At 56.3% G+C, this 20,290-nt stretch carries 22 protein-coding genes; 11 read left to right on the plus strand and 11 right to left on the minus strand.

The window, feature by feature from the left end:
• Positions 1-81: 81 nt before the first annotated feature.
• From ACOSDR_RS14660 to ACOSDR_RS14680, 5 genes are all read left to right on the plus strand, one after another.
• The gene (locus ACOSDR_RS14660) at positions 82-459 is read left to right on the plus strand and encodes a c-type cytochrome (protein WP_420725571.1); all 378 of its coding nucleotides are present in this window, start codon (positions 82-84) and stop codon (positions 457-459) included.
• A gap of 8 nt (positions 460-467) precedes the next feature.
• On the plus strand, positions 468-953 hold the full coding sequence (locus tag ACOSDR_RS14665) for a hypothetical protein (RefSeq protein ID WP_420731743.1): 486 nt from the start codon (positions 468-470) through the stop codon (positions 951-953).
• A gap of 39 nt (positions 954-992) precedes the next feature.
• Positions 993-1,964, plus strand: a complete 972-nt coding sequence (locus tag ACOSDR_RS14670; protein ID WP_420731744.1) for an aldo/keto reductase — start codon at positions 993-995, stop codon at positions 1,962-1,964.
• Positions 1,965-2,080: 116 nt separating this feature from the next.
• Positions 2,081-2,323 (plus strand): type II toxin-antitoxin system ParD family antitoxin, encoded by a 243-nt coding sequence (locus tag ACOSDR_RS14675; protein ID WP_420731745.1) that lies wholly within the window; start codon positions 2,081-2,083, stop codon positions 2,321-2,323.
• The gene (locus tag ACOSDR_RS14680; RefSeq protein ID WP_420731746.1) at positions 2,313-2,633 is read left to right on the plus strand and encodes a type II toxin-antitoxin system RelE/ParE family toxin; all 321 of its coding nucleotides are present in this window, start codon (positions 2,313-2,315) and stop codon (positions 2,631-2,633) included. Before ACOSDR_RS14675 ends, ACOSDR_RS14680 begins: the two co-directional genes overlap by 11 nt.
• A gap of 40 nt (positions 2,634-2,673) precedes the next feature.
• Here ACOSDR_RS14680 and ilvN read toward each other — a convergent pair whose 3' ends face one another.
• The 3 genes from ilvN to miaA all read right to left on the minus strand — a co-directional run bounded on the left by ilvN (position 2,674) and on the right by miaA (position 6,129).
• A complete protein-coding gene (gene ilvN, locus ACOSDR_RS14685) occupies positions 2,674-3,240 on the minus strand; it encodes an acetolactate synthase small subunit (RefSeq protein WP_420725567.1) in 567 nt (188 codons plus the stop codon).
• A 50-nt stretch (positions 3,241-3,290) separates the two neighbouring features.
• A complete protein-coding gene (locus ACOSDR_RS14690) occupies positions 3,291-5,057 on the minus strand; it encodes an acetolactate synthase 3 large subunit (protein WP_420731747.1) in 1,767 nt (588 codons plus the stop codon).
• A gap of 112 nt (positions 5,058-5,169) precedes the next feature.
• Positions 5,170-6,129 carry a tRNA (adenosine(37)-N6)-dimethylallyltransferase MiaA gene (gene miaA / locus ACOSDR_RS14695; RefSeq protein WP_420731748.1) on the minus strand — a complete coding sequence of 320 codons (960 nt, stop codon included), beginning with the start codon at positions 6,127-6,129 and terminating at the stop codon, positions 5,170-5,172.
• Between the two features lie 145 nt (positions 6,130-6,274).
• Here miaA and serB point away from each other — a divergent pair, with 145 nt between their 5' ends.
• Positions 6,275-7,180 carry a phosphoserine phosphatase SerB gene (gene serB, locus ACOSDR_RS14700; RefSeq protein WP_420731749.1) on the plus strand — a complete coding sequence of 302 codons (906 nt, stop codon included), beginning with the start codon at positions 6,275-6,277 and terminating at the stop codon, positions 7,178-7,180.
• Here the strand turns inward: serB and ACOSDR_RS14705 are convergent.
• The 3 genes from ACOSDR_RS14705 to ACOSDR_RS14715 form a co-directional block, all read right to left on the minus strand.
• A complete protein-coding gene (locus ACOSDR_RS14705; protein ID WP_420731750.1) occupies positions 7,153-7,452 on the minus strand; it encodes a hypothetical protein in 300 nt (99 codons plus the stop codon). The genes serB and ACOSDR_RS14705 overlap by 28 nt on opposite strands.
• An 88-nt stretch (positions 7,453-7,540) precedes the next feature.
• Positions 7,541-8,158 carry a sortase domain-bontaining protein gene (locus tag ACOSDR_RS14710; RefSeq protein WP_420731751.1) on the minus strand — a complete coding sequence of 206 codons (618 nt, stop codon included), beginning with the start codon at positions 8,156-8,158 and terminating at the stop codon, positions 7,541-7,543.
• The gene (locus tag ACOSDR_RS14715) at positions 8,155-10,281 is read right to left on the minus strand and encodes a marine proteobacterial sortase target protein (RefSeq protein WP_420731752.1); all 2,127 of its coding nucleotides are present in this window, start codon (positions 10,279-10,281) and stop codon (positions 8,155-8,157) included. The genes ACOSDR_RS14710 and ACOSDR_RS14715 overlap by 4 nt, the downstream gene beginning before the upstream one ends.
• Before the next feature lie 251 nt (positions 10,282-10,532).
• Between ACOSDR_RS14715 and ACOSDR_RS14720 the strand changes: the two genes are divergently transcribed.
• The 5 genes from ACOSDR_RS14720 to ACOSDR_RS14740 all read left to right on the plus strand — a co-directional run bounded on the left by ACOSDR_RS14720 (position 10,533) and on the right by ACOSDR_RS14740 (position 14,666).
• On the plus strand, positions 10,533-11,741 hold the full coding sequence (locus tag ACOSDR_RS14720) for a pyridoxal phosphate-dependent aminotransferase (RefSeq protein ID WP_420725560.1): 1,209 nt from the start codon (positions 10,533-10,535) through the stop codon (positions 11,739-11,741).
• A gap of 14 nt (positions 11,742-11,755) precedes the next feature.
• Positions 11,756-12,511, plus strand: coding sequence for a dimethylsulfonioproprionate lyase family protein (locus ACOSDR_RS14725; RefSeq protein WP_420731753.1), 756 nt, complete (start codon positions 11,756-11,758; stop codon positions 12,509-12,511).
• 3 nt (positions 12,512-12,514) lie between these two features.
• On the plus strand, positions 12,515-13,285 hold the full coding sequence (locus ACOSDR_RS14730; protein WP_420731754.1) for a 2-keto-4-pentenoate hydratase: 771 nt from the start codon (positions 12,515-12,517) through the stop codon (positions 13,283-13,285).
• A 96-nt stretch (positions 13,286-13,381) separates the two neighbouring features.
• A complete protein-coding gene (locus ACOSDR_RS14735) occupies positions 13,382-13,540 on the plus strand; it encodes a YqaE/Pmp3 family membrane protein (RefSeq protein WP_420725557.1) in 159 nt (52 codons plus the stop codon).
• A gap of 4 nt (positions 13,541-13,544) precedes the next feature.
• Complete coding sequence (locus ACOSDR_RS14740) at positions 13,545-14,666, plus strand: alanine racemase (RefSeq protein ID WP_420731755.1); 1,122 nt, start codon at positions 13,545-13,547, stop codon at positions 14,664-14,666.
• A 129-nt stretch (positions 14,667-14,795) separates the two neighbouring features.
• Here ACOSDR_RS14740 and ACOSDR_RS14745 read toward each other — a convergent pair whose 3' ends face one another.
• The 5 genes from ACOSDR_RS14745 to ftsE all read right to left on the minus strand — a co-directional run bounded on the left by ACOSDR_RS14745 (position 14,796) and on the right by ftsE (position 20,269).
• On the minus strand, positions 14,796-17,081 hold the full coding sequence (locus tag ACOSDR_RS14745) for an adenosylcobalamin-dependent ribonucleoside-diphosphate reductase (protein WP_420731756.1): 2,286 nt from the start codon (positions 17,079-17,081) through the stop codon (positions 14,796-14,798).
• A gap of 249 nt (positions 17,082-17,330) precedes the next feature.
• On the minus strand, positions 17,331-18,053 hold the full coding sequence (locus ACOSDR_RS14750) for a lysophospholipid acyltransferase family protein (RefSeq protein ID WP_420725554.1): 723 nt from the start codon (positions 18,051-18,053) through the stop codon (positions 17,331-17,333).
• Positions 18,050-18,682 (minus strand): YdcF family protein, encoded by a 633-nt coding sequence (locus ACOSDR_RS14755; protein ID WP_420731757.1) that lies wholly within the window; start codon positions 18,680-18,682, stop codon positions 18,050-18,052. Before ACOSDR_RS14755 ends, ACOSDR_RS14750 begins: the two co-directional genes overlap by 4 nt.
• A gap of 11 nt (positions 18,683-18,693) precedes the next feature.
• On the minus strand, positions 18,694-19,596 hold the full coding sequence (locus tag ACOSDR_RS14760; protein ID WP_420725552.1) for a cell division protein FtsX: 903 nt from the start codon (positions 19,594-19,596) through the stop codon (positions 18,694-18,696).
• A complete protein-coding gene (gene ftsE, locus ACOSDR_RS14765) occupies positions 19,589-20,269 on the minus strand; it encodes a cell division ATP-binding protein FtsE (protein WP_420725551.1) in 681 nt (226 codons plus the stop codon). The genes ACOSDR_RS14760 and ftsE overlap by 8 nt, the downstream gene beginning before the upstream one ends.
• Positions 20,270-20,290: the final 21 nt, after the last annotated feature.

The following is a 20,290-nucleotide window of genomic DNA, read 5'->3' on the forward strand; positions in this document are numbered from 1 at the left end:
TGCTTTCTTGTAACAGATTCTTCTGATCTGAAAGCAGGGGTTACCATTGCCGAAAAATAGAAAGTATTTTATCTTATATCCATGAAGACATTCATTATAAGCCTTTTGGTCACACCGCTGCTGCTTTGGCTGTCACCGGCAGTGGCCCAAGATGTCTCAGGGGACCCCGCCAATGGCAAATCCCTGATGATCGAAATGAAATGTCCAAAATGCCACGGTGAAACCGGGCTCGGGCGATCAAAAACGCCGGGTGTCCCGCGCCTGGATGGCCAGTTTGAGGTTTATCTGATCAATCAGTTGCAGAATTTCCGGGATGGCCGCCGCCCCCATAAGTTCATGGAAATTTATGCTGGCCGGTTGGACGGTCAGGCAATCCGTGACCTGGCGGCATTTTATGCCTGTCAGGGGGATGGTGCGCAATTGCTGGACGACCCCTCTCGCTGTGCGCCTGTAAAATGAGGTTTGTTATGCTGCGCCCGCTGCTTTTCGCAATCCTGTGTCTGACATTCGGTCTCGTGCTTCAGGCCCGACCGGCTAACGCACTGGAATGCGATGACCAGAATCCTGATTACTGTGCAAAATGCGAGGATCTGGAAAAAGCGTATAAGGGCAAGGATTTAAATACCATTCTGGTACGGGGCCGTTCCGTCTGGACACCGCTCTATGCCGCCTATTTTAAGGATTGCCCACAGATTGCCGTGCGCTATCTGGAACTGGGCGCCAATCCGGCAGTTGGTGGAATGGAAGGCGATATGCTGGCCACCGTCATCTCCTGGGACCGATGGGAAGTTGAACAGCGCTCCCTTTGGGTCAAGATGCTGGTCCTGGCGGGTGCCAGATTGGATGCCCCCCCGATCACAAAGCGCACGACGCGTGAACGCCTGATGCAGGAATATGGCAAGCGCGACGACATCATGGCCTTGATCAAGGTCGCGGAACAGAACGGCGGATAACCCCTCCCCCGCCGGTTTTATGCAAAGGAATAGTGTCTAATGAAATCCGTCCGACTGGGCCGTACAGGCCTTACTGTCTCTGAATTATGCTTTGGCACCATGTCCTTTGGCGGTGATGCGGACGAGGCGGAGGCGGGCCGCCTGTATGCCGCGTGCCGAGATGCGGGCATCACCTTCTTTGACTGTGCGAATGTTTACAATGGTGGCCGCGCGGAAGAAATTCTGGGGCGTCTGATCGCGTCGGAACGGGACAAGCTGGTCATCACCTCCAAGGTCGGCATGCCGCTCAGCGAAGGCGGCCCAAATGACAGTGGCTCCAACCGCCGCCACATCACCCGCGCGGTTGAAGACAGTCTGCGCCGCCTGAACACGGATCGGCTGGATGTCTATTTCCTGCATAAATGGGATACGGAAACACCCATTGAAGAAAGCCTGCGGGCCTTGGAAGACCTCGTGCGCGCCGGCAAGGTCCTGCATATCGGGGCCAGTAACTTCGCCGCCTGGCAATTGGCCAAGTCATTGGGCATCCAGGACAAGAATAGCTGGTCCCGGTTTGATATCATCCAGCCTATGTACAATCTGGTGAAGCGTCAGTCTGAGGTCGAAATCCTGCCCCTGGCGCAAGCCGAAGACCTGGCTGTCATCTCCTACGGCCCCAATGCCGGTGGCCTGCTGACGGGCAAGTATCGCAGCGGTCAACGCCCCGAAGGCACCCGTCTGGTGCAGAACAAGATGTATTCAAAACGCTATGACGTGCCCTGGTACTATGAAACCGCAGAGAAATTCACGGCACTTGCCGATGCACGAGGCGAACACCCGGTCAGCCTGGCCGTCGCCTGGGCCGCCCATCACCCCGGCATCACCTGCCCCATCATCGGCGCGCGCAGCGTCGAACAACTCCAGGCCTCTCTGGATTCTGTAAAGATCGATATGACCGACGCCCTATGGACCGAAATCGCCGGCCTGTCACAGCAGCCCGCCTCGGCAACAGACCGGAATGAGGAACTCTAGCTTTCGAGGCCTGGATTGCACAGCAACGAAATTTTATATTCAGGCTAGGAAGTCCTGCAGATATATGGCAATCTTTGCCATGATGCTCTATCATTCCACTTGAATGGAGAATTGTGATGGCAACAATGAATGTATCTCTCCCCGACCCAATGAAAGCGTGGATTGAAGAACAATTACAAAATGGGTGTTTCAGCAATACCAGCGACTATGTGCGGCATTTGATCCGACGTGATCAGGAACGCCAAAGCGCGATTGCAACCTTACAAGATGCAATCAATGACGGCCTGAACAGCGGTACGCCTGAACTGTTTGACCCAATCGAGTTTAATGCAACGATGCGCAAAAAGCATGGGGCCTAAGAGACCAAACAGATATCGGCTAACGCCAAGAGCACGGGAAGATCTGGAAGCAATCTGGATTTACACAGCCACTGCGTGGTCAGCAGATCAGGCTGAAAACTATGTCAACAATCTGACACAGACCTTCCAACTTCTCCTCTATGCGCCTGAAATAGCCCGCTTGCGCGCAGAGCTAAACCCGCCAGTCCGTATTTATTCAACTGGGTCTCATTATATCCTGTATCAAATCGCCGATGAGGACCTTGTTGTCATCCGAATTCTGGGCGAGAAGCAGGACTGGACAAAAATCTTACGCGCCCTAGACACGTAAAATCAAAGATTTCAAATGTAGCTTACTTATCTGAAGCCCCTTAAACCTTCAGGACATCATTCCCGCGCGCAATAGCGATAACGCCGGAGCGGGCGACTTCTGTGTCGCCTAGTGCGCGCATCAGTTCGATGAAGCTGTCGACCTTTTCCGGGTCGCCATCGATCTGAAAGACGAAGCTGTCCAGCGTCGTATCGGCGACTTTGGCGTGAAAGATGTCGGCGATGCGCAGACTTTCGCGGCGGGCATGATCCTTGGCGCGGACCTTAATCAGGGCCAATTCACGTTCCACATGCGCGCCATCCAGGGTCAGGTCATGAACATCATGGACCGGAACAAGACGGTGCAATTGCGCCTTGATCTGTTCAATGATCATCTCCGTGCCGGTGGTGACGATATTGATGCGGCTGACGCTTTCATCTGCCGTGACGGTCGACACGGTCAGGCTTTCAATATTATAGCCCCGGCCAGAGAACAGCCCAATCACGCGGGCCAGCACGCCAGGCTCGTTATCGACGATCACCGCAAAGGTGTGACGCCGCACGGTTTCGTCCCCGCTGGCAAAGGTATAGGCTGCGCCCGGTTGACCCACGGTCCCTGAATTCGCCATCCCAAAACTTCCTTCCGGCATTGTAAAATCACCTTATTTCAAGTGTCGTCTTAAACCAGCATTTTCCCTGCGCTGCCAATGGCTTCTTCGCCTTCAGCAACCGGGCCCAACAGCATGTCATTATGCGCCGCACCCGATGGGATCATCGGATAGCAATTTTCGGACTTATCGACCATAATATCGGCGATGACCGGACCATCATGGGCCAGCATTTCGTCAATCACATCATCCAATTGGCCGGCATTTTCGGCACGCAGGCCCTTCATGCCATAGGCTTCACCCAGCTTCACAAAATCTGGCAGGGCCTCGGAATAGCTTTCCGAATAGCGACCGCCATGCAGCAATTCCTGCCATTGGCGCACCATGCCCATATATTCATTGTTCAAGATGAAAATCTTCACCGGCAGGCGATATTGAACGGCAGTGGAGAGTTCCTGAATATTCATCTGGATTGAGGCTTCGCCCGCGATATCGATCACCAGACCATCGGGATTGCCCAACTGCGCCCCAATGGCGGCAGGCAGGCCATAGCCCATGGTACCCAATCCACCAGATGTCATCCAACGATTGGGCTTCTGGAAATCAAAATGCTGGGCCGCCCACATCTGATGCTGGCCCACTTCGGTCGTAATAAAGGTATCCTTGCCGGTTTCCAGCGTCTTTTCATACAGACGGCGGATTGCCTGCTGAGGTTTGGCAACGGTTTCACCATTTTTGAAGGACAGGCATTTCAAGGCCCGCCATTCATCGATCTTGCCCCACCAGCGCTCCATTGCCGCAGCATCCGGCTTCTTCTGGCGCGCCTTCATAACCTTGATCAGGTCTTCCAGCGCGTATCCAGCGTCCCCAACGATGGGCAGGTCGACACGCACATTCTTGTTGATCGAAGACGCATCGATATCGATATGGATTTTCTTCGAATTCGGAGAGAACGCATCCAACCGCCCGGTGATGCGATCATCAAAGCGCGAGCCAATGGCCAGCATGACATCGCAATCATGCATCGCCCAATTCGCCTCATACGTTCCATGCATGCCCAACATGCCCAGATATTGCGGCTCGTTCGCGGGAAATGCGCCCAGGCCCATCAGGGTCAGCGTGCAGGGGAAATTGGTCATACGGACAAATTCGGTCAGCAGTTTTGCTGCATTCGGTCCGGCATTGATGACCCCGCCGCCCGCATACACAATCGGGCGCTTGGCCGACAGCAGCAGATCAACGGCAGCTTCAATGCGGGAATGTTCCGGCTTCAGGATCGGCTTATACGTCTTGTGAGCCGCCGATTTCGGCATTTCATAAGTGCCGGTCGCGAACTGCACATCCTTTGGCAGGTCAACAACGACTGGCCCGGGACGGCCGCTGGTCGCAACATAAAAGGCCTCGTGCATCGTGCGGGCCAGCTTGTTGACATCCTTGACCAGATAATTGTGCTTCGTACAGGGGCGCGTGATCCCGGTTGTATCACATTCCTGGAACGCATCATTGCCAATCAGATGGGTCGGCACCTGTCCGGTCAGGCAGACGATGGGAATGGAATCCATCAGCGCATCGGTCAGACCGGTCACCGCATTGGTCGCACCGGGACCCGACGTTACCAGAACAACACCGGGCTTTCCGGTGGACCGCGCATAGCCTTCTGCGGCATGCACAGCGCCTTGTTCATGGCGCACCAGAATGTGGCGCACATGGTTCTGTTTGAACAGCGCATCATAAATCGGCAGAACGGCGCCGCCTGGATAGCCAAATACGACATCGACACCCTGATCTTTTAGGGCTTTAATCACCATTTCCGCGCCGGAAAGTTGCTGTGTCGACATGTCATTCATCCATCTTGTTTAAAAAAAGCACCCCAGCGGGGTCATTCATTTCGGGAAAGGATTCTATCGCCAGACAGACGCCTCATCGCGTGCGGCGCACAATACGGGCGGCTTAAACCCGAATCAACCCGTTTTCTTCAATAAATGCAAAAAATTTGCCCTCTAAACTTTCCGAATATTTCTCTTTTATGAGAAAATTTGGAACAATCTGATTTTTAGCCCAGGTGGCCTGTCTTTTGGCATAGCGTCGCGTTGCCGTCTTTGCCTGCGCTAAGGCTTCCGGCAGAGTGATTTTCCCCATCAGATGCGCAGTCAGTTCCGGGACGCCCACGGCCCGCATGATCGGGCGATCATCCGGCAGGTTGCGGGCCATCAGGGCTAAAACTTCCCCCATCGCCCCCTGTTCCACCATCGCATCCAGCCGGGCATCGCACCGCGCGACCAATTCTGCCCGAGGCGGCACCATAACACAGGTCAGAAATGTCAGCCCAGGCGGCGGACCATCCAGCGGATCATTCTGCCATTCGGTCAGGATGCGACCGGTTGCGGCGTAAATCTCCAATGCCCGACTGATGCGCTGCATATCCATCGGTTCAATGCGGGCGGCCGCCACAGGATCAAGCGCCTGCAACCGATCCCAGGCTGAAACGCCAGGTGCAGCGGCAACTTCAGCCCGTATTTTCGCCCGAATTTCCGGCGGCACCTGTGGCATAGGTGACAGGCCCTGGATCAGAGCCTTGATGTAAAACCCGGTTCCACCGCACAGAATGGGGATCTGACCTGCCGCCTGCGCCGCCTGAATTTCCCGCTTCGCCATATCCCGCCACCGGGCAGCCGAACAGACATCATCCCCATCCAGAACACCATACAGGCGATGAGGCACCAGGGCCTCCTCCTCTTCTGAGGGTCTGGCACTCAAAATCCGCAAATCGCGATAAATCTGCATCGAATCAGCATTGATGACGACACCGCCAAATGCGCGCGCCAGCGCCAGCGCCAGCGCCGACTTCCCGGAAGCCGTCGGACCATAGAGCACTATGCAGGGGCTGATACTGTCAGATTTCAGGGGCACACAAACATCCTTCACGCTGCAACGCGGCGCAGTTTAGACGCTTCCCACCGACGGGGCGAGACCGAAGCGTATAGATCAGAAATCCGCCAGCGTCATGAATTTGTCGCTTGCGGGAATGGGCCACCTCGGGTATCGCGACTCCCCTATGCAAAACGTCATCACATTGGTTGCAAACCGCAATCGCACCGCTCTCAGTGAAGATCATTTGACCGCCGCGCGCACTGCTGCACGGCGCGCAGGGGCTGTGCCTTCCGCGGACACCAAAACCCTGGCACGGGGTTGGGCAGCGGAGTTTATTGCGGATGATGCCACGCAACTAGCATTGATCGCCGCGTTGGAAGATGCCCCAGGTCTGGACGGTATAGATCGTGCGGTCCAAGCCCCGGAAGGCCGCCGCAAACAAGTCCTTGTCTCAGATATGGACTCAACAATGATCCAAAATGAAACCCTGGATACATTGGCGACCGCGCTGGGATTTGGTGATGCGGTTATGGCGATCACGGCAAGATCGATGGCGGGGGAGCTTGATTTTGTCGAAAGCCTGCGCGCCCGCGTCGCCCTGTTGAAAGGCTATCAGGCGACCGAGTCGATGGCTGTTGTGATGGATCAAATTCTGCACACGAACGGGGCGGAACGTGCCGTCAAGACAATGGTGGCAAATGGCGCGCTGTGTGCCCTGGTATCGGGCGGCTTCACCTTTACGACCGAAGTGGTGCATGCCCAGCTGGGCTTTCAGGAACATGCCGCCAATACTTTGGAAATTGGCGATGATGGCTGTTTCACCGGCAATCTGACTGGCAAAATTGTTGGGCGGGCAACGAAGTTGGAAATCCTGGATGAAATGTGCATCCGCCAAGCCGTGCCCCGCAGCGGCGCAGCGGCGGTTGGCGATGGTGCAAATGATCTGGATATGTTGACCGCGGCCGGGCTGGGCATCGGCTTTTTCCCAAAGCCCATCGTTCGGGAACAGACCCGCGTGCGCATTGAACATACAGACATGACGGCCCTGTTATTTTATCAAGGCTACAGCGAAGACGAATTCGCCATCTGAAGCGGTAAAATCCGCGCGGGCTGGGCAATGGGAACGGGCATGGCATGCACCAGATGTTTGCGCGCAGCCTCCAGACCCATAATTTTCACGGTCAAGGCCACATGGTGCAAATAACCACGATGGGCGGTGCAACTTTCCCCATGGCCACACCCGCCGCCTTCAGGACATTCCCAAGCAACAACAAGTTTACGGGCACGGGCCCAGTCGCCTTTCAACAAGGCCCCTTCCACCATTCGTAAACTTAATGTGCAATGCGGTGACATTCTGCCCATTTTTGTGCTCCCTTTGCATCACCGGCGGCTGATGTCATAAAAATGACAGCGATTTATTAACAAATCGTAATCGGTTTCGCGGGGCTTGTCATTTCTCTCGCTGTGCGAGTATCACATATCGTAGGGGCCCACCCGCCTGAACCGCATCGAAGGGCCAGCAGGTGACAAGGGCGATATACTGACCCGGACTTCCCAATGGCACCTGCAAATGGTCCTTATGCTGCACGGACGCATCAATCACGCGATATTGCGCCACAGACTGATCCGCCTTTTCCCATAAAACCGGGTCGCCCGATTGCAGATCCTGCAGCATCAGGAAATGGGTATCGCGATGCCCGAAAAAGGCCGGAACGTCGGCTCCTGGTGTCAGGGTTGGACCGAAGGCCATCGCCCGGGGCGATGCCCCGGCCAGGGCGATCCTGTCCCGCCCCAGACTTGGGAAATGCAGTTTCGCAATCGGCTGAGTATCGGCCCAGGGCCAGGGCTTTACCGCATCGCCTGTCTGTCCGTCCTGCACCGCCGCCCAGGCCCGCTGGATCAGGATCGGGGCCAGCCACGCCTTTACCAGGATCACTGCAGACTGCCCCACCTGCCAGACCCCAAACCCGGCCAGGATAATGGCCAGCACCAACAAAGGCCGATTGCATCGGGGGGATTGGGAGTTTTTGGCGTGCTTGCCGTCGTCCTGCGCCGCAACAACCCTCATTTCCGCGCCCCAAAGCCACGCCTGCGGCTGATCAACAACAGCACAATCGAGCCTGCAATCAGCCCCACGCCGATCAGAATCATCCCCTGCCATCCGGTTGCCCCTGCAGGCCCGGCAAGGGACGCCATCACCATGCCGGCGGGCAGATTATTGGGCATATCACGTTGCCGCAGGTCTTCCGATTCAGGACGGCGAACCGGACGATCCACCGCGACAAAGCTGGTATAGGCAGTTGCCAATCGATGCGGAAGGGCAATATCCAAAACAGCAAGACGCCCTTCCTCCGGACCAATCGCGCCCCGGCGAATATCATCCTCAATCGATTCAACCTTGGTTCTGGCCCATAATTTCGCGATGCCTTTGGCAGGGCGCAGATCTGCGCGGGTCAGGTGAACCGCCATATCGTCCTGTGCCATTTTGCCGGTAAATGTCAGGTCCCCACCCCAGTTTTCCATCGCAATTGGCACAATCAGCGCGCGGGCGCCATACAGATCAGGCAACCTGTCTGGATAAACCTCCATCCGGGTAGCAGGATCTGCCGTCACGTCCAAATCAATCGCAACCGGTGTTTCGATTCGTTTATAGAATTCCGCCATTTTCGGGGCTGCCTCAGACACATTGGCTATGTTTAGGGTTTCACCCGCGCCCAATTGAGCGGATTTGCGCATGAACCAACCATTCGGCGCGGAGCCGAGGGAAACCGTAAACAAGCGGGCATTGCCCAGATTGGCTTCGATCATCTGAAACAATTCATCTTCATTGCCGACCAGGCCATCGGTCAGAAACACGATCTGGCGCAAAGCAGTTTGATCGGTGCTGCCTTCAACGGCATGTCCAGACGCCAGCGCAGATCGAAGCGGGGGCATCATTTCCGTCCCCCCATCGGCTTTCAGGCCCGCGACAAAGCCAATCGCCTTTTGGATGCGCGCCGGTGTCGCCGGTTCTGTTTGACCAAACAGGCGCTGAAAGCTGGAATCAAACTCTATGACATCAAACCGGTCCTTGGGGCCCAGCGCCGCCAATGCCTGGATAAGCGCGGCGCTGGCTGCCTTCATCGACTCCCCTTCCATGGAACCCGACGTATCGATCACGAATGTGACGTCGCGGGGACGCTCCAATTGCTTGGCCTGATCTGATCGGGGCGGCTGAATCATGGCCAGCAGGTAATCCACCGCGCCGATCCGTTCATGGAACAACATCGCACCCGGCATATCATTGCTCTGGGTGCGCCAGCGCAAAACGATGTCACGATCCGCAGGTTCTGCTTCCAATCGCAGGCCGATTTTGTACTTTTCCCCCTCGCGGGTCACAACCAGATCATGGCTTGGACTTTCCAACGTCGCCAGCTCGGCCCCGGCGTCCAACGTAACCTGCAATCCTGTTGGGTTTGACTGGCGCTGTTCATCAATCGGGAAACCAAGGCGTGCGGCATCCGCCATCTGACGGTCAATCTCCGCTTTAACCTGCGGGATTTCCAGGGCCGACAGTTTCATATCCGGTATATACCGGGGAGCAGTCACCAGCGGCATGCGAAACTCAAACAAATCGCCATCCCGGTCGACCGTCGACTGAAACTCCAAAGTGACGGAGATCATTTCCCCCGGACCGATATTTGCCAGAGAAAGCATGAATTGATTGGGGCGGTTCTCATCCAGCAGGGCCGCGGTCTGACCCGCCGCCTTTGCTGCGTCATACTCCTTTTTGGCGGAGCTGCGCTCTCGAATCTCCCCTTCAACGACGCGATCGTTGACGCGAATGGTCAGGCGATCAACCGCAGCCTTATCGGGCAAAGGAAAGCGATAGCGGCCTTCGACCCAATCCGTGCTGTCATTTCGGAACAATTGAATGACTGTTCCCCGCGCAACGATGGCGGCAATATCCAACTGCACCGATTGCGCCAGTCTGGGGGCTGAGGCAAAGGGGGCCTCGGACTGGCCCATTGGCCGCAGATACAAACCGTCATTCTGCACCTCCGCCGCGCTGGCTGCGCTGGTCATCGCCAGAACCGACGATATCAGCACCGTCAGAAACGTGATCAGGGCGATTGCGCCGATCAGATACCGATCCCGTCTGGCCTGACGATAGGATTGGCTTGTACGATGGGAAAAGAGCTGCACCTTCATAGTCCCAGTCTCCTCGATTGAGTTAATCTGGAGCGTATCCTGCAGGGCAATCACGGCAGGCTGGGGCTGGTATCGCGGCAAGCTAAAGGTTGTTTTGCGGCGGAACTGTGGCCTGCCTGTACGTTTACGCAACAGTTCGGGTCTATTCGCATGAATTTTGGCCGGAACGGCGTTGCAGCATCCGGTCGTTCGGCGTAGGTTTCGCCCATTCGCGCACAACATGATTTCAATGCTTAGGAGCTAGCAGGACCATGGCCTTTCTTGCCGATCGATTGAAGCGAATTAAGCCCTCCCCGACCGTTGCTGTGACCGCAATGGCGAACGAATTGAAAGCGCAGGGCGTCGATGTTATCGGCCTTGGCGCGGGGGAACCTGATTTCGACACCCCGGAACACATCAAAAAAGCCGCCTATGACGCCATCGCTTCGGGTAAGACCAAATACGGCCCGCCCCCAGGCATCCCACAATTGCGTGAGGCGATTGCCCGCAAGTTGAAGCGCGATAACGGTCTGGATTACGATATCTCGCAGATCACGGTCGGAACCGGCGGTAAGCAGACAATTTTCAACGCGTTCATGGCGACCGTGAATGCCGGTGATGAGGTCCTGGTCCCGGCCCCATTCTGGGTCAGCTACACCGATATCGTGGCCCTGATGGAAGGGGAGCCGGTTCTGATCGATTGCCCAGCAGAGGCGAATTTCAAGCTGCAACCGGACCAATTGCGCAAGGCGATCAACCCGAAGACCAAATGGTTGATGTTAAACAGCCCGTCTAACCCGACAGGTTCAGCCTATACACGCGCGGAATTGAAAGCCCTGGCAGATGTCCTGATGGAGCCTGCCTGCCAGCATGTCCATGTCATGACCGACGATATGTATGAATTCATCGTCTATGACGGTTTTGAATTCTCCACCATCGCGCAGGTCGAACCAAAGCTGAAAGAACGCACCTTGACGCTGAACGGCCTGTCCAAGGCCTATTGCATGACCGGGTGGCGCCTGGGCTATGCAGCGGGCAATGCGGACCTGATCAAGGCTATGAATATGCTGAATTCCCAATCCACCACCTCGCCTACGACATTCGTGCAATGGGCCGGTGTTGCCGCATTGGATGGGGACCATGGCTTTATCGAAAAGCACAATGCCATATTCAAGGATCGCCGTGATCTGGTCGTGGGCATGCTGAATCAGGCATCGGGAATCACCTGTGCCACACCGGAAGGCGCATTTTATGTCTATCCATCCTGCGAGGGTGTGATCGGGCGCAAAACGCCATCGGGCAAAGTGCTGGAAACCGACCAGGACTTCGTCACCTATCTGTTGGAAGACAAGGGCGTGGCAACGGTGCAGGGCGCGGCGTTTGGCCTGTCCCCTTATTTCCGCATTTCCTATGCCACATCCACGGAAGCCCTGGAGGAAGCCTGCCGACGCATTCAGGCCGCCTGCGGCCAATTGAGCTGAGGTAGAATTCGCTGATGGGTCAATCTGCCGGTACGCCGGACACTGCTGCGCTACACTTCGCGGATGTTGTGATAGAAGAATTACGGGTCCGGGCGCGGGAGGATATAACGCTCCTTCCGTTCCTGGCCCCGCTGATTCGCGGCGCGCGGGACGGATTTGTTGCACAACCAGCGACGAACCCTGCGCCCGCCCCGCCAGCTTTTCAGCCCAGTCTGGATAATTTTTCGGGATCGGACGCATTGCGTCAGGCCGTTCAGGATACCGCGCCCCTGTGTCACTGGCGTGATGTTGTATCCGGGCATCCTGATGTTGATCCCGCCTTATCCGGCGGAATGCATGCGGCGCATATATTTGGTGAATTGGGCATTCTTGGCATGCCTGGCATGCGCGCGGGCTTGTTCACTCTAGCCCCCAATATCGATTATCCGCTGCACAGTCATGGTGCCGCAGAGCTTTATTTTTGCCTCTCCGGCACCCTGACGCTGCGTCATGGCGTGAATGGTGCGCCTTTTTCACTCAATGGCGGTGACTATTCGATCACGCCGATAGAGCGCGTTCATGCGCTTTCCACCGGGTCTGAACCCGTTTTGCTGTTTTTTGCATGGGTGGGTGCACTGGGGGCACCAATTTATTGGTGGCATCAGGCTAAAACCGGTATATGGGAGCGTGTCGAGTGGTCACGTGACTCAACGGGCGTCTGGAACCGAGGCAAGGCACAGCCGGTCGATCAGGACATGTTGGCCCAACAAACTTTAAGTGAGAAAGAGTAATCCATGAACAGCTCTATTGGCAGGGCTCTGGCCTCTGCGCGGCTGGACGGGACAAAGCTTGCGGCTGACCCTGGCCCGACCCCGAAAAGCCTGGCACAGGCCTATGAAATCCAGGATGAGATGATCGAGACGATCAGCGTGCCTGTGGTCGGATGGAAAATCGGGGCTAACAGTCCCGAAGCCCGTGCCCGGCTGAATACGGATCAACCCTTGTATGGTCCTCTATTCGATCGTTGGACCTATGCCGCACCAACCCGGATACCGACCCCGAATGGCGCCTTGATGGTTGTCGAGGTGGAAATCGCCTTCCGATTGAAGCGCGATCTGGAACTGCGCGACGAAGCGTTCAGTGAACAGGATGTCGCGGATGCCATAGGATCCGTCCATCCCGCCATTGAAATCGTGGACCGTCGCTTTCGCGATACGGGCAAGCCGGTGGATGCGAAATGGTTGATCGCCGATGGCGCGGCAAACCATGCCTTTATCTATGGCGAAGGCCGCACAGATTGGCGCGCATTGAACCTGCCAGAGCTTGCCGTATCGGTCGCGATGGATGGTAAGGTTATGGGCACGGGGACAGGCGCTGAATCCATGGGCGGCCCGCTGAAGGCACTGCATTGGCTGGCGGAAGAATTGCGCCAGAAGGGCAAACGGTTGAATGCCGGGAACTATATTATCACCGGCTCTTTGGCCCCCGTCTTTGAAGGCAAACGGGGGGTCCCGATTATTGGCGACTTTGGGGCATTGGGTCAGGTTGAAATCGTCCTGGCCTAAGGCTGATCCCGCAAGGGTCATTCTGCCAACGACACTGGTAATTTGAAGTGAAAGACAGTACCGTCTGGTCGAATCGAAACCAAGGAAGACAGCATCATGGACATAGTTCGCATTATCATCGCCCTGTTTCTGCCTCCCGTTGCGGCATTCCTGACGGTGGGTCTGGGCCTGCAATTCTGGCTTAACCTTATTCTGACATGCTTCTTTTTTCTGCCAGGCTCGATCCATGCGCTGTGGCTTGTTGTGAAGAAATAGTAGTGTGACCGTGACTTCAATCGCGGCACTGGAAACACCCTGCCTTCTGTTGGATCAGGCGAAGCTGGCGGACAATATCGCGCGCATGACTCAATCGGTCACCCGATTGGGCGTGCAATTGCGACCGCATCTGAAAACCGCCAAATCCGCGAAAGTGGGCGTGCTGGCAACGCAGGATCACAAATTTGGCATCACGGTGTCTACTCTGCGGGAGGCTGAATATTTCGCCGATCATGGATTTAAGGATATCACCTATGCGGTGGGGCTTGCGCCGGGCAAGCTGGATCGCGCCGCAGCCCTGATCGCGCGCGGCGTTGATTTAAAGGTTTTAGCCGATACGGTCGATGCGGCCCGGGCGATTGCTGATCACGGTGCAGCGTTCAAGCTGCTTGTTGAAATTGATTGTGGTGACGGGCGGGCCGGGGTGTCTGCCACCGGGCAAACGCTGCTGGAAATAGCCGACTGCCTGTCTGGGTCCAAAGCGGCCCGGTTAGATGGGGTTTTGACCCATGCCGGTCATTCCTATGGCGTCAATGACATCCCAAAAATCCAACAGATTGCAGAAGATGAACGCCAGGCCGTGGTTCATGCCGCAGAACGTTTGCGCACCGCCGGGCATGCCGTAAACACCGTCAGCGCCGGATCCACCCCGACTGCCTTGTTCAGCCAGGATGCGACCGGGCTGACCGAATATCGCGCAGGGGTCTATGTCTTCTTTGATCTGGACCAGCAATCGCGCGGTGTTTGTCAGACTCAGGAGCTTGCCCTTAGCGTCCTGGCAACGGTTATCGGGCATAACCGGGAATCCAGCAAAATTCTGCTGGATGCCGGGGGGCTTGCCCTGTCAAAGGATATCGGTGCCAACGCCTTCCGTCCTGAAGTCCGCTACGGGGCCGTGGTCGCCGTGGATGGCCCGGCCCTGAACGATGTTTATGTGACCTCTGTCAGTCAGGAACATGGCCATGTGAAGGTGACGGATCCGGCCCTGTTTCAGCGATTGCCAGTAGGCAGTCGGGTACGAATTCTGCCCAACCATGTCTGTATGACCGCCGCCGCCTATCCCGTTTACAACGTGACGGATGGCGATACCCTTATCGACCAGTGGGACCGCTGTAACGGTTGGTAAGGTGATTAGAGCATCATGCGTTCGCATGAGCGCACACATGACACTCTAACCACTTGTTTCTTTAGCAAATGCGTCGTCGCAAACGATTCCGTTTGCTCGGGATTTGCTCTAAGGACCAGTCTGAACCGGTTAGCCGCAGCGGGACCAGCCACAGCTTTCGCAGGTGTCACAGCCTTCCTGATGCACCAGGCCGGGCTGACCACAGCGCGGGCATTGCGCGCCGCCCCTGTCTGTTGATCCATGGGCCCGCTTGGTGCCTCTTGCGGGTCGCGTGATCTCCCCATCCTCATCACTGCCCAGAAAGCCGATGGCGATCATATGACGCTCAATCACTTCCCCAATGGCTGCCAGGATGGAAGGGACGTAGCGCCCCTCTACCCAATAGCCACCGCGCGGATCGAAAACCGCCTTTAACTCTTCCACCACGAAGGCAACATCGCCGCCCCGCCGGAACACCGCACTGATCATCCGCGTTAAGGCGACGGTCCAGGCGTAATGTTCCATATTCTTGGAATTGATAAAGACCTCGAACGGGCGGCGTCGACCCGACGATTCGATCACATCATTGATGGTGATATAGGTCGCATGATCACTTTCCGGCCAGCGCAACTTATAGGTCTGCCCCTCTAACGCGCCGGGACGGTCCAGGGGTTGGGACATGTAAACCACATCCCCTTCTGCCTGCGCTGTCTGCGGCACGGGGGCAGCGTCCGCAGGCAGGGTCGCCTCAACACTGAGTACTGATCCAGTGACCTCATTGGGGCGATAGGTTGTGCATCCCTTGCATCCCAGGGCATAGGCGCGGGCATAGACATCCTTGAAGGCCTGAAAGGAAATTTCAGCAGGCAGATTAATGGTCTTGGATATCGAACTGTCGATGAACCGTTGCGCGACGGCCTGGATTGCCAGGTGATCCTCCGGCTGCAGGGCCTGAGCGTCGACGAAATAGTCCGGCAATTCACTCTCTGCACCGAATAAGTCCCGATACAGGCGATAGGCATAGTCCACAACCTCGTGACTTTCCCGACTGCCATCGGGTGCAAGGACCTTGCGATGGGCGCGAAAGGAAAAGGCGGGCTCTATCCCCGATGACACATTCTCCGCCACCAGGGAAATCGTGCCGGTCGGCGCGATGGACGTGACCAGCGCATTCCGGATACCATAGCGCCCGATATCCTTGCGAATATCCTCTGGCAATTCCGCGATGCTTTCCCCGGCCAGATAGGGTTCCGCCTGAAACAATGGGAATGCACCCTTTTCCCCCGCCAGATCAATCGAGGCCCGATAAGCCGCATCGCGCAGGCTGGCCAACCATTGTTCCGTCAATTTCAAGGAATCCGCACTGCCATAGCGCGTGCGGCACATCATCAGGGCATCTGCCAGACCGGTCACGCCCAGGCCAATACGCCGTTTCGCCATCGCTTCCTGCCGTTGCGCATCCATTGGAAAACGCGACAGGTCGATCACATTATCCATCATCCGAACCGCGATGGTCGCCAGTTCCGCCAAAGCATTCACATCCAGATGGGCGGCTTCCGTAAACGGCTGCTGGATCAGGCGTGCCAGGTTAATCGACCCCAGCAGACACGCGCCATAGGGGGGTAAAGGCTGCTCCCCACAGGGGTTGGTCGCCTGAATCGTCTCACAATAATGCAGATTGTTGCGGGCATTGATACGATCGATGAAAATGACGCCAGGCTCTGCATGGTCATAGGTGGACCGCATGATCTTGTCCCACAGATCCCGCGCCTTAACAGTCCGGATCACAGCGCCATCAAATACAAGATCCCAGGGCCCATCGGCGGCAACGGCCTCCATAAAGGCATCACTGGCCAGAACCGACATGTTGAAATTGGTCAGCTTCCCAGCCGTGCGCTTGGCAGCGATAAATTCCTCAACATCAGGATGATCGCACCGCATCGTCGCCATCATGGCGCCCCGGCGATAACCGGCGCTCATAATCGTGCGACACATAGAATCCCAGACTTCCATGAAAGACACCGGACCCGACGCATCGGACCCGACGCCTTTAACCAATGCCCCCCGCGGGCGCAGCGTGGAAAAATCATAACCGATCCCGCCGCCATGCTGCAGCGTCACCGCCGCTTCTTTCAGATGGTCAAAAATGCCGACCATATTGTCTGGAATCGTGCCCATCACGAAGCAGTTGAACAGCGTTACCTCACGTTCGGTCCCGGCCCCGGCCAGAATCCGCCCGGCGGGCAGAAACTTAAAATCTGCCATCGCTTCATAGAAGCGCGGCTCCCATATCGAAGGGTCTTTTTCCACTGACGCCAAGGCCTTAGCCACCCGATGCCAGGTATCCTGTAACGTTTTGTCCACAGGCGTCCCATCCGGCTTTTTCAGCCGGTATTTCATATCCCAGATACGCTTGGAAAAAGTACTAAATTCCAAATGGTTATCCTCGTTTGGATCGTTCTGAGATTGGTGTGAAATTGGCTACAGGCATTTCCAATTTCCGCCTAACTATCAGATATATAATGACTTTTTTATTATAACGCGCAAATGCGATTCAAGTCAATCGATGTTCTGTTTTTGTTTGATGACAGTCAATTCAAGAGATCTTGGGCGATAATTTGGATAAGATTTTGAAATCAAAGAAGTTCGGGCAATTCATGCTGCCCTGTGAAACACTCCACAAAGTTATCCACAGGTTTCTTCACCGATCCGTTTGCACTCTGATTCTATTACATTTTCCAGCCTGTCCATAAAGCTTTGCCGGTCAAGACCAGGCGGTATGGCAGGCAGGATGGAAACAGTGATCGTGCCCGCCCGCTTCAGGAAACTGTTGCGCCGCCAGCGCATCCCCGAATCTAGCGCAATCGGGATCACCGGAACATTCAACGCGCGATACAGGGCATAAACGCCCGGGTGATAGGGCGCGGTCACCCCCGGCGCAACGCGTGTCCCCTGTGGATAGATAACGACCGAATAGCCATCTTTGATGACGGCGCGCCCCTGCAGCACCATACTGCGCATGGCCGACGCCCCGGCGGCGCGATCAACGGCGATCATGCGCATTTTGGAAAGATACCAGCCAAAGAACGGAACTGATTTCAGTTCCTGCTTTAGGACAAAGACTGGCTTTGGCAGAATATGGCTGAACGCCATCGTTTCCCAGGCCGATTGATGTTTGGACGCATAAATCGCAGGGCCGTCGGCCAGAGCCGCCCCTTCGGCATAAACCACCCGATATTTTATCCCGGCAAACAGCCAGGCACAGGCCACACCATAAAATATCCAAAACCGAAAGAACGGTCGCCCGATCCATTCAGGCAACAGGATCAAGGGCAGATACAGAAATCCGATAACAATCGTTCCGCCGTAAAAAGCAAATCCAAACAACAGCGACCGCAAAACCGTCATAGTCTCTCCTCCGGGCCGAGCACCAATTCCCGAAGGGTTTGACGAATCCAGACCAGAATAAATTTCGTATATTCTCCCGCGATCAGGGCTGCCGTGCCTGGATAGCGGTACCACCTTTCATGTTTCACATGATCAGGGGAAACGGGATGCGGAACAATCCTAATTCCCGGCATCACAGCGCGAAATTCCAGCAAGCTGCGCGGCATATGATAGCCAGCCGTCACCAGTCGAATAGAATGAATTCCAGCCTCCTTAACCCAGGCGGCCGTTTCCTGGGCATTGCCATCAGTGTCCACCGCGTCATGCCCTAAAATGATGCAACATTGCAGTCGATCCGGCGCGCGCTTTTGAATGCGCAGCAATTCTGCGACATCCACGCCACGATGCACCCCGGACACGAACAATCTGTCGGCCGCCTTTGCCTCCAACAGTTCGATGCCCGCCTCCAGCCGCAGCGTGCCGCCGGTCAACACAACAATGGCATCTGTCTTTTCCGATAGGGGGGCCGGGGTTTCCGGGATCGTGCTGGCAAAAACGACAAAGCCCAGGGCCCAGCCCGTCGCCAGCACTGCGACAAGTAGCAATCCAATTGGGTAGCGCCGCTTTCGGCTGTCCCGTCGTCGTGCCATCGCGCGGCCTCCTAGACCATCCGCGCCAGCGCCCGCATCACTGTGATGCGCGCCGCAATCATCGCGATCAGGGCTGTCGCTAACGGCAACAGGGCCAAAACAGCCCAATCCAATGGCGCCAGCACCGCAACCCCCGGCAATACGGCCCCGGTTGATGCCGCCCCCTGGCCCAGCCCGATGACAGTCAGGGCCGTGGCAAAGACCCCAAACAATCCGCCTTTAAGGCCAGCCTTCATTGCCTCCCGGGCAAACTGGCTGGCGACATAACCGTCCCGTGCACCAAACAGATGCAGCAATTCAATGGTTTGACGATGGGCCAACAATCCTCCCCGCGTGGCAAAAATCACCATGATCAAACCCGCCGCCGTGACAATCGCGACCAGCACCGCCGATACCAGTCGCAACGCGCCCAGAAACGCCACCAGACGTTCCTGCCATTGCCCATGATCATCAATCAGCACACCAGGTGCAACTGCATCCAATCGGCGCCTTAAATCACGCAAATCAAGATCTGACGCAATCAGACCGCCTTGCAATTCGACGGCAATCAAGGATGGAAGCGGTAAATCACGCGGGTCGATGTTTTGACCAAGCCAAGGTTCCAATAGACGGCGCATCTCTTCCGTGGCCAGGGCCTTCGCCGATGACACACCCTTGGTACCGCGCAGAACGTTCAGCGCCGCCTCAACCTTTTGGGTCTGGACATCCGGGGACAGCGCTTCATCCGAAGGGGGAGGGATTTGGATGGTCAGTGACCCAGTCAACCCCGCTTCCCATCGATCCGCAAAGGCCGATAGAACAAACGCCCCGGCCAGCGCCAGCCCGGCAATGTAAACCATAACAGCCACAATCCAGGGCATCAGACGAGAGGCCGGATCCTGATTGAACGGAATATCGGTCTTACGTTTAGCCATCGTAAACCGGGTCCTCTCCTACGCGGCTTAGAATGCCATCTTCCAGATGCAGGACGGGATGTCTGAACTTTTCAATCAAGGCGCGGTTATGGGTCGCGATCACGACGGTTGTTCCCTGGCGATGCAATTCCTGCAACAGGAATAACAGCCGCACTGCATAGGCATCATCCACATTCCCCGTGGGTTCGTCGGCCAACAGCAATTGCGGCCGCGTCACAACGGCCCGCGCAATGGCGGCGCGTTGCTGCTGCCCGCCAGACAGGGTCGCAGGCCGGGCATGGGCCTGATCATTCAACCCGACCCAGGCCAGTAACTCCCCGACATGCTTGCGAATCATGCCCTCAGACGCCCCCTTGATCTTCAGCGGCAGGGCAACATTTTCGAACGTGGTCAAATGGCCCAGCAGTCGGAAATCCTGATACACAACACCTATTTGGCGACGCAAGGCGGGCAGATCGGCCCGGGGAATCGTCGACAAATCACGATTGAAAATGTCGATCAGGCCACGACTGGGGCGATGGGCCAGATACATCAGCCGCATCAAGGACGATTTGCCTGCACCACTGGCCCCCGTCAGAAAATGAAAGGAGCCTGGGGGCAACTCAAACGTCACGTCGCGCAGGACCTCAGGGCCGGTCCCGTATCGCATGCCAACATTTTCAAACCGAATCACGCCGGTTGTTCCATTTACCAT

The sequence above is a fragment of the Hwanghaeella sp. 1Z406 genome (assembly GCF_048892425.1).
Classification (GTDB): Bacteria; Pseudomonadota; Alphaproteobacteria; order UBA8366; family Aestuariispiraceae; genus Pacificispira.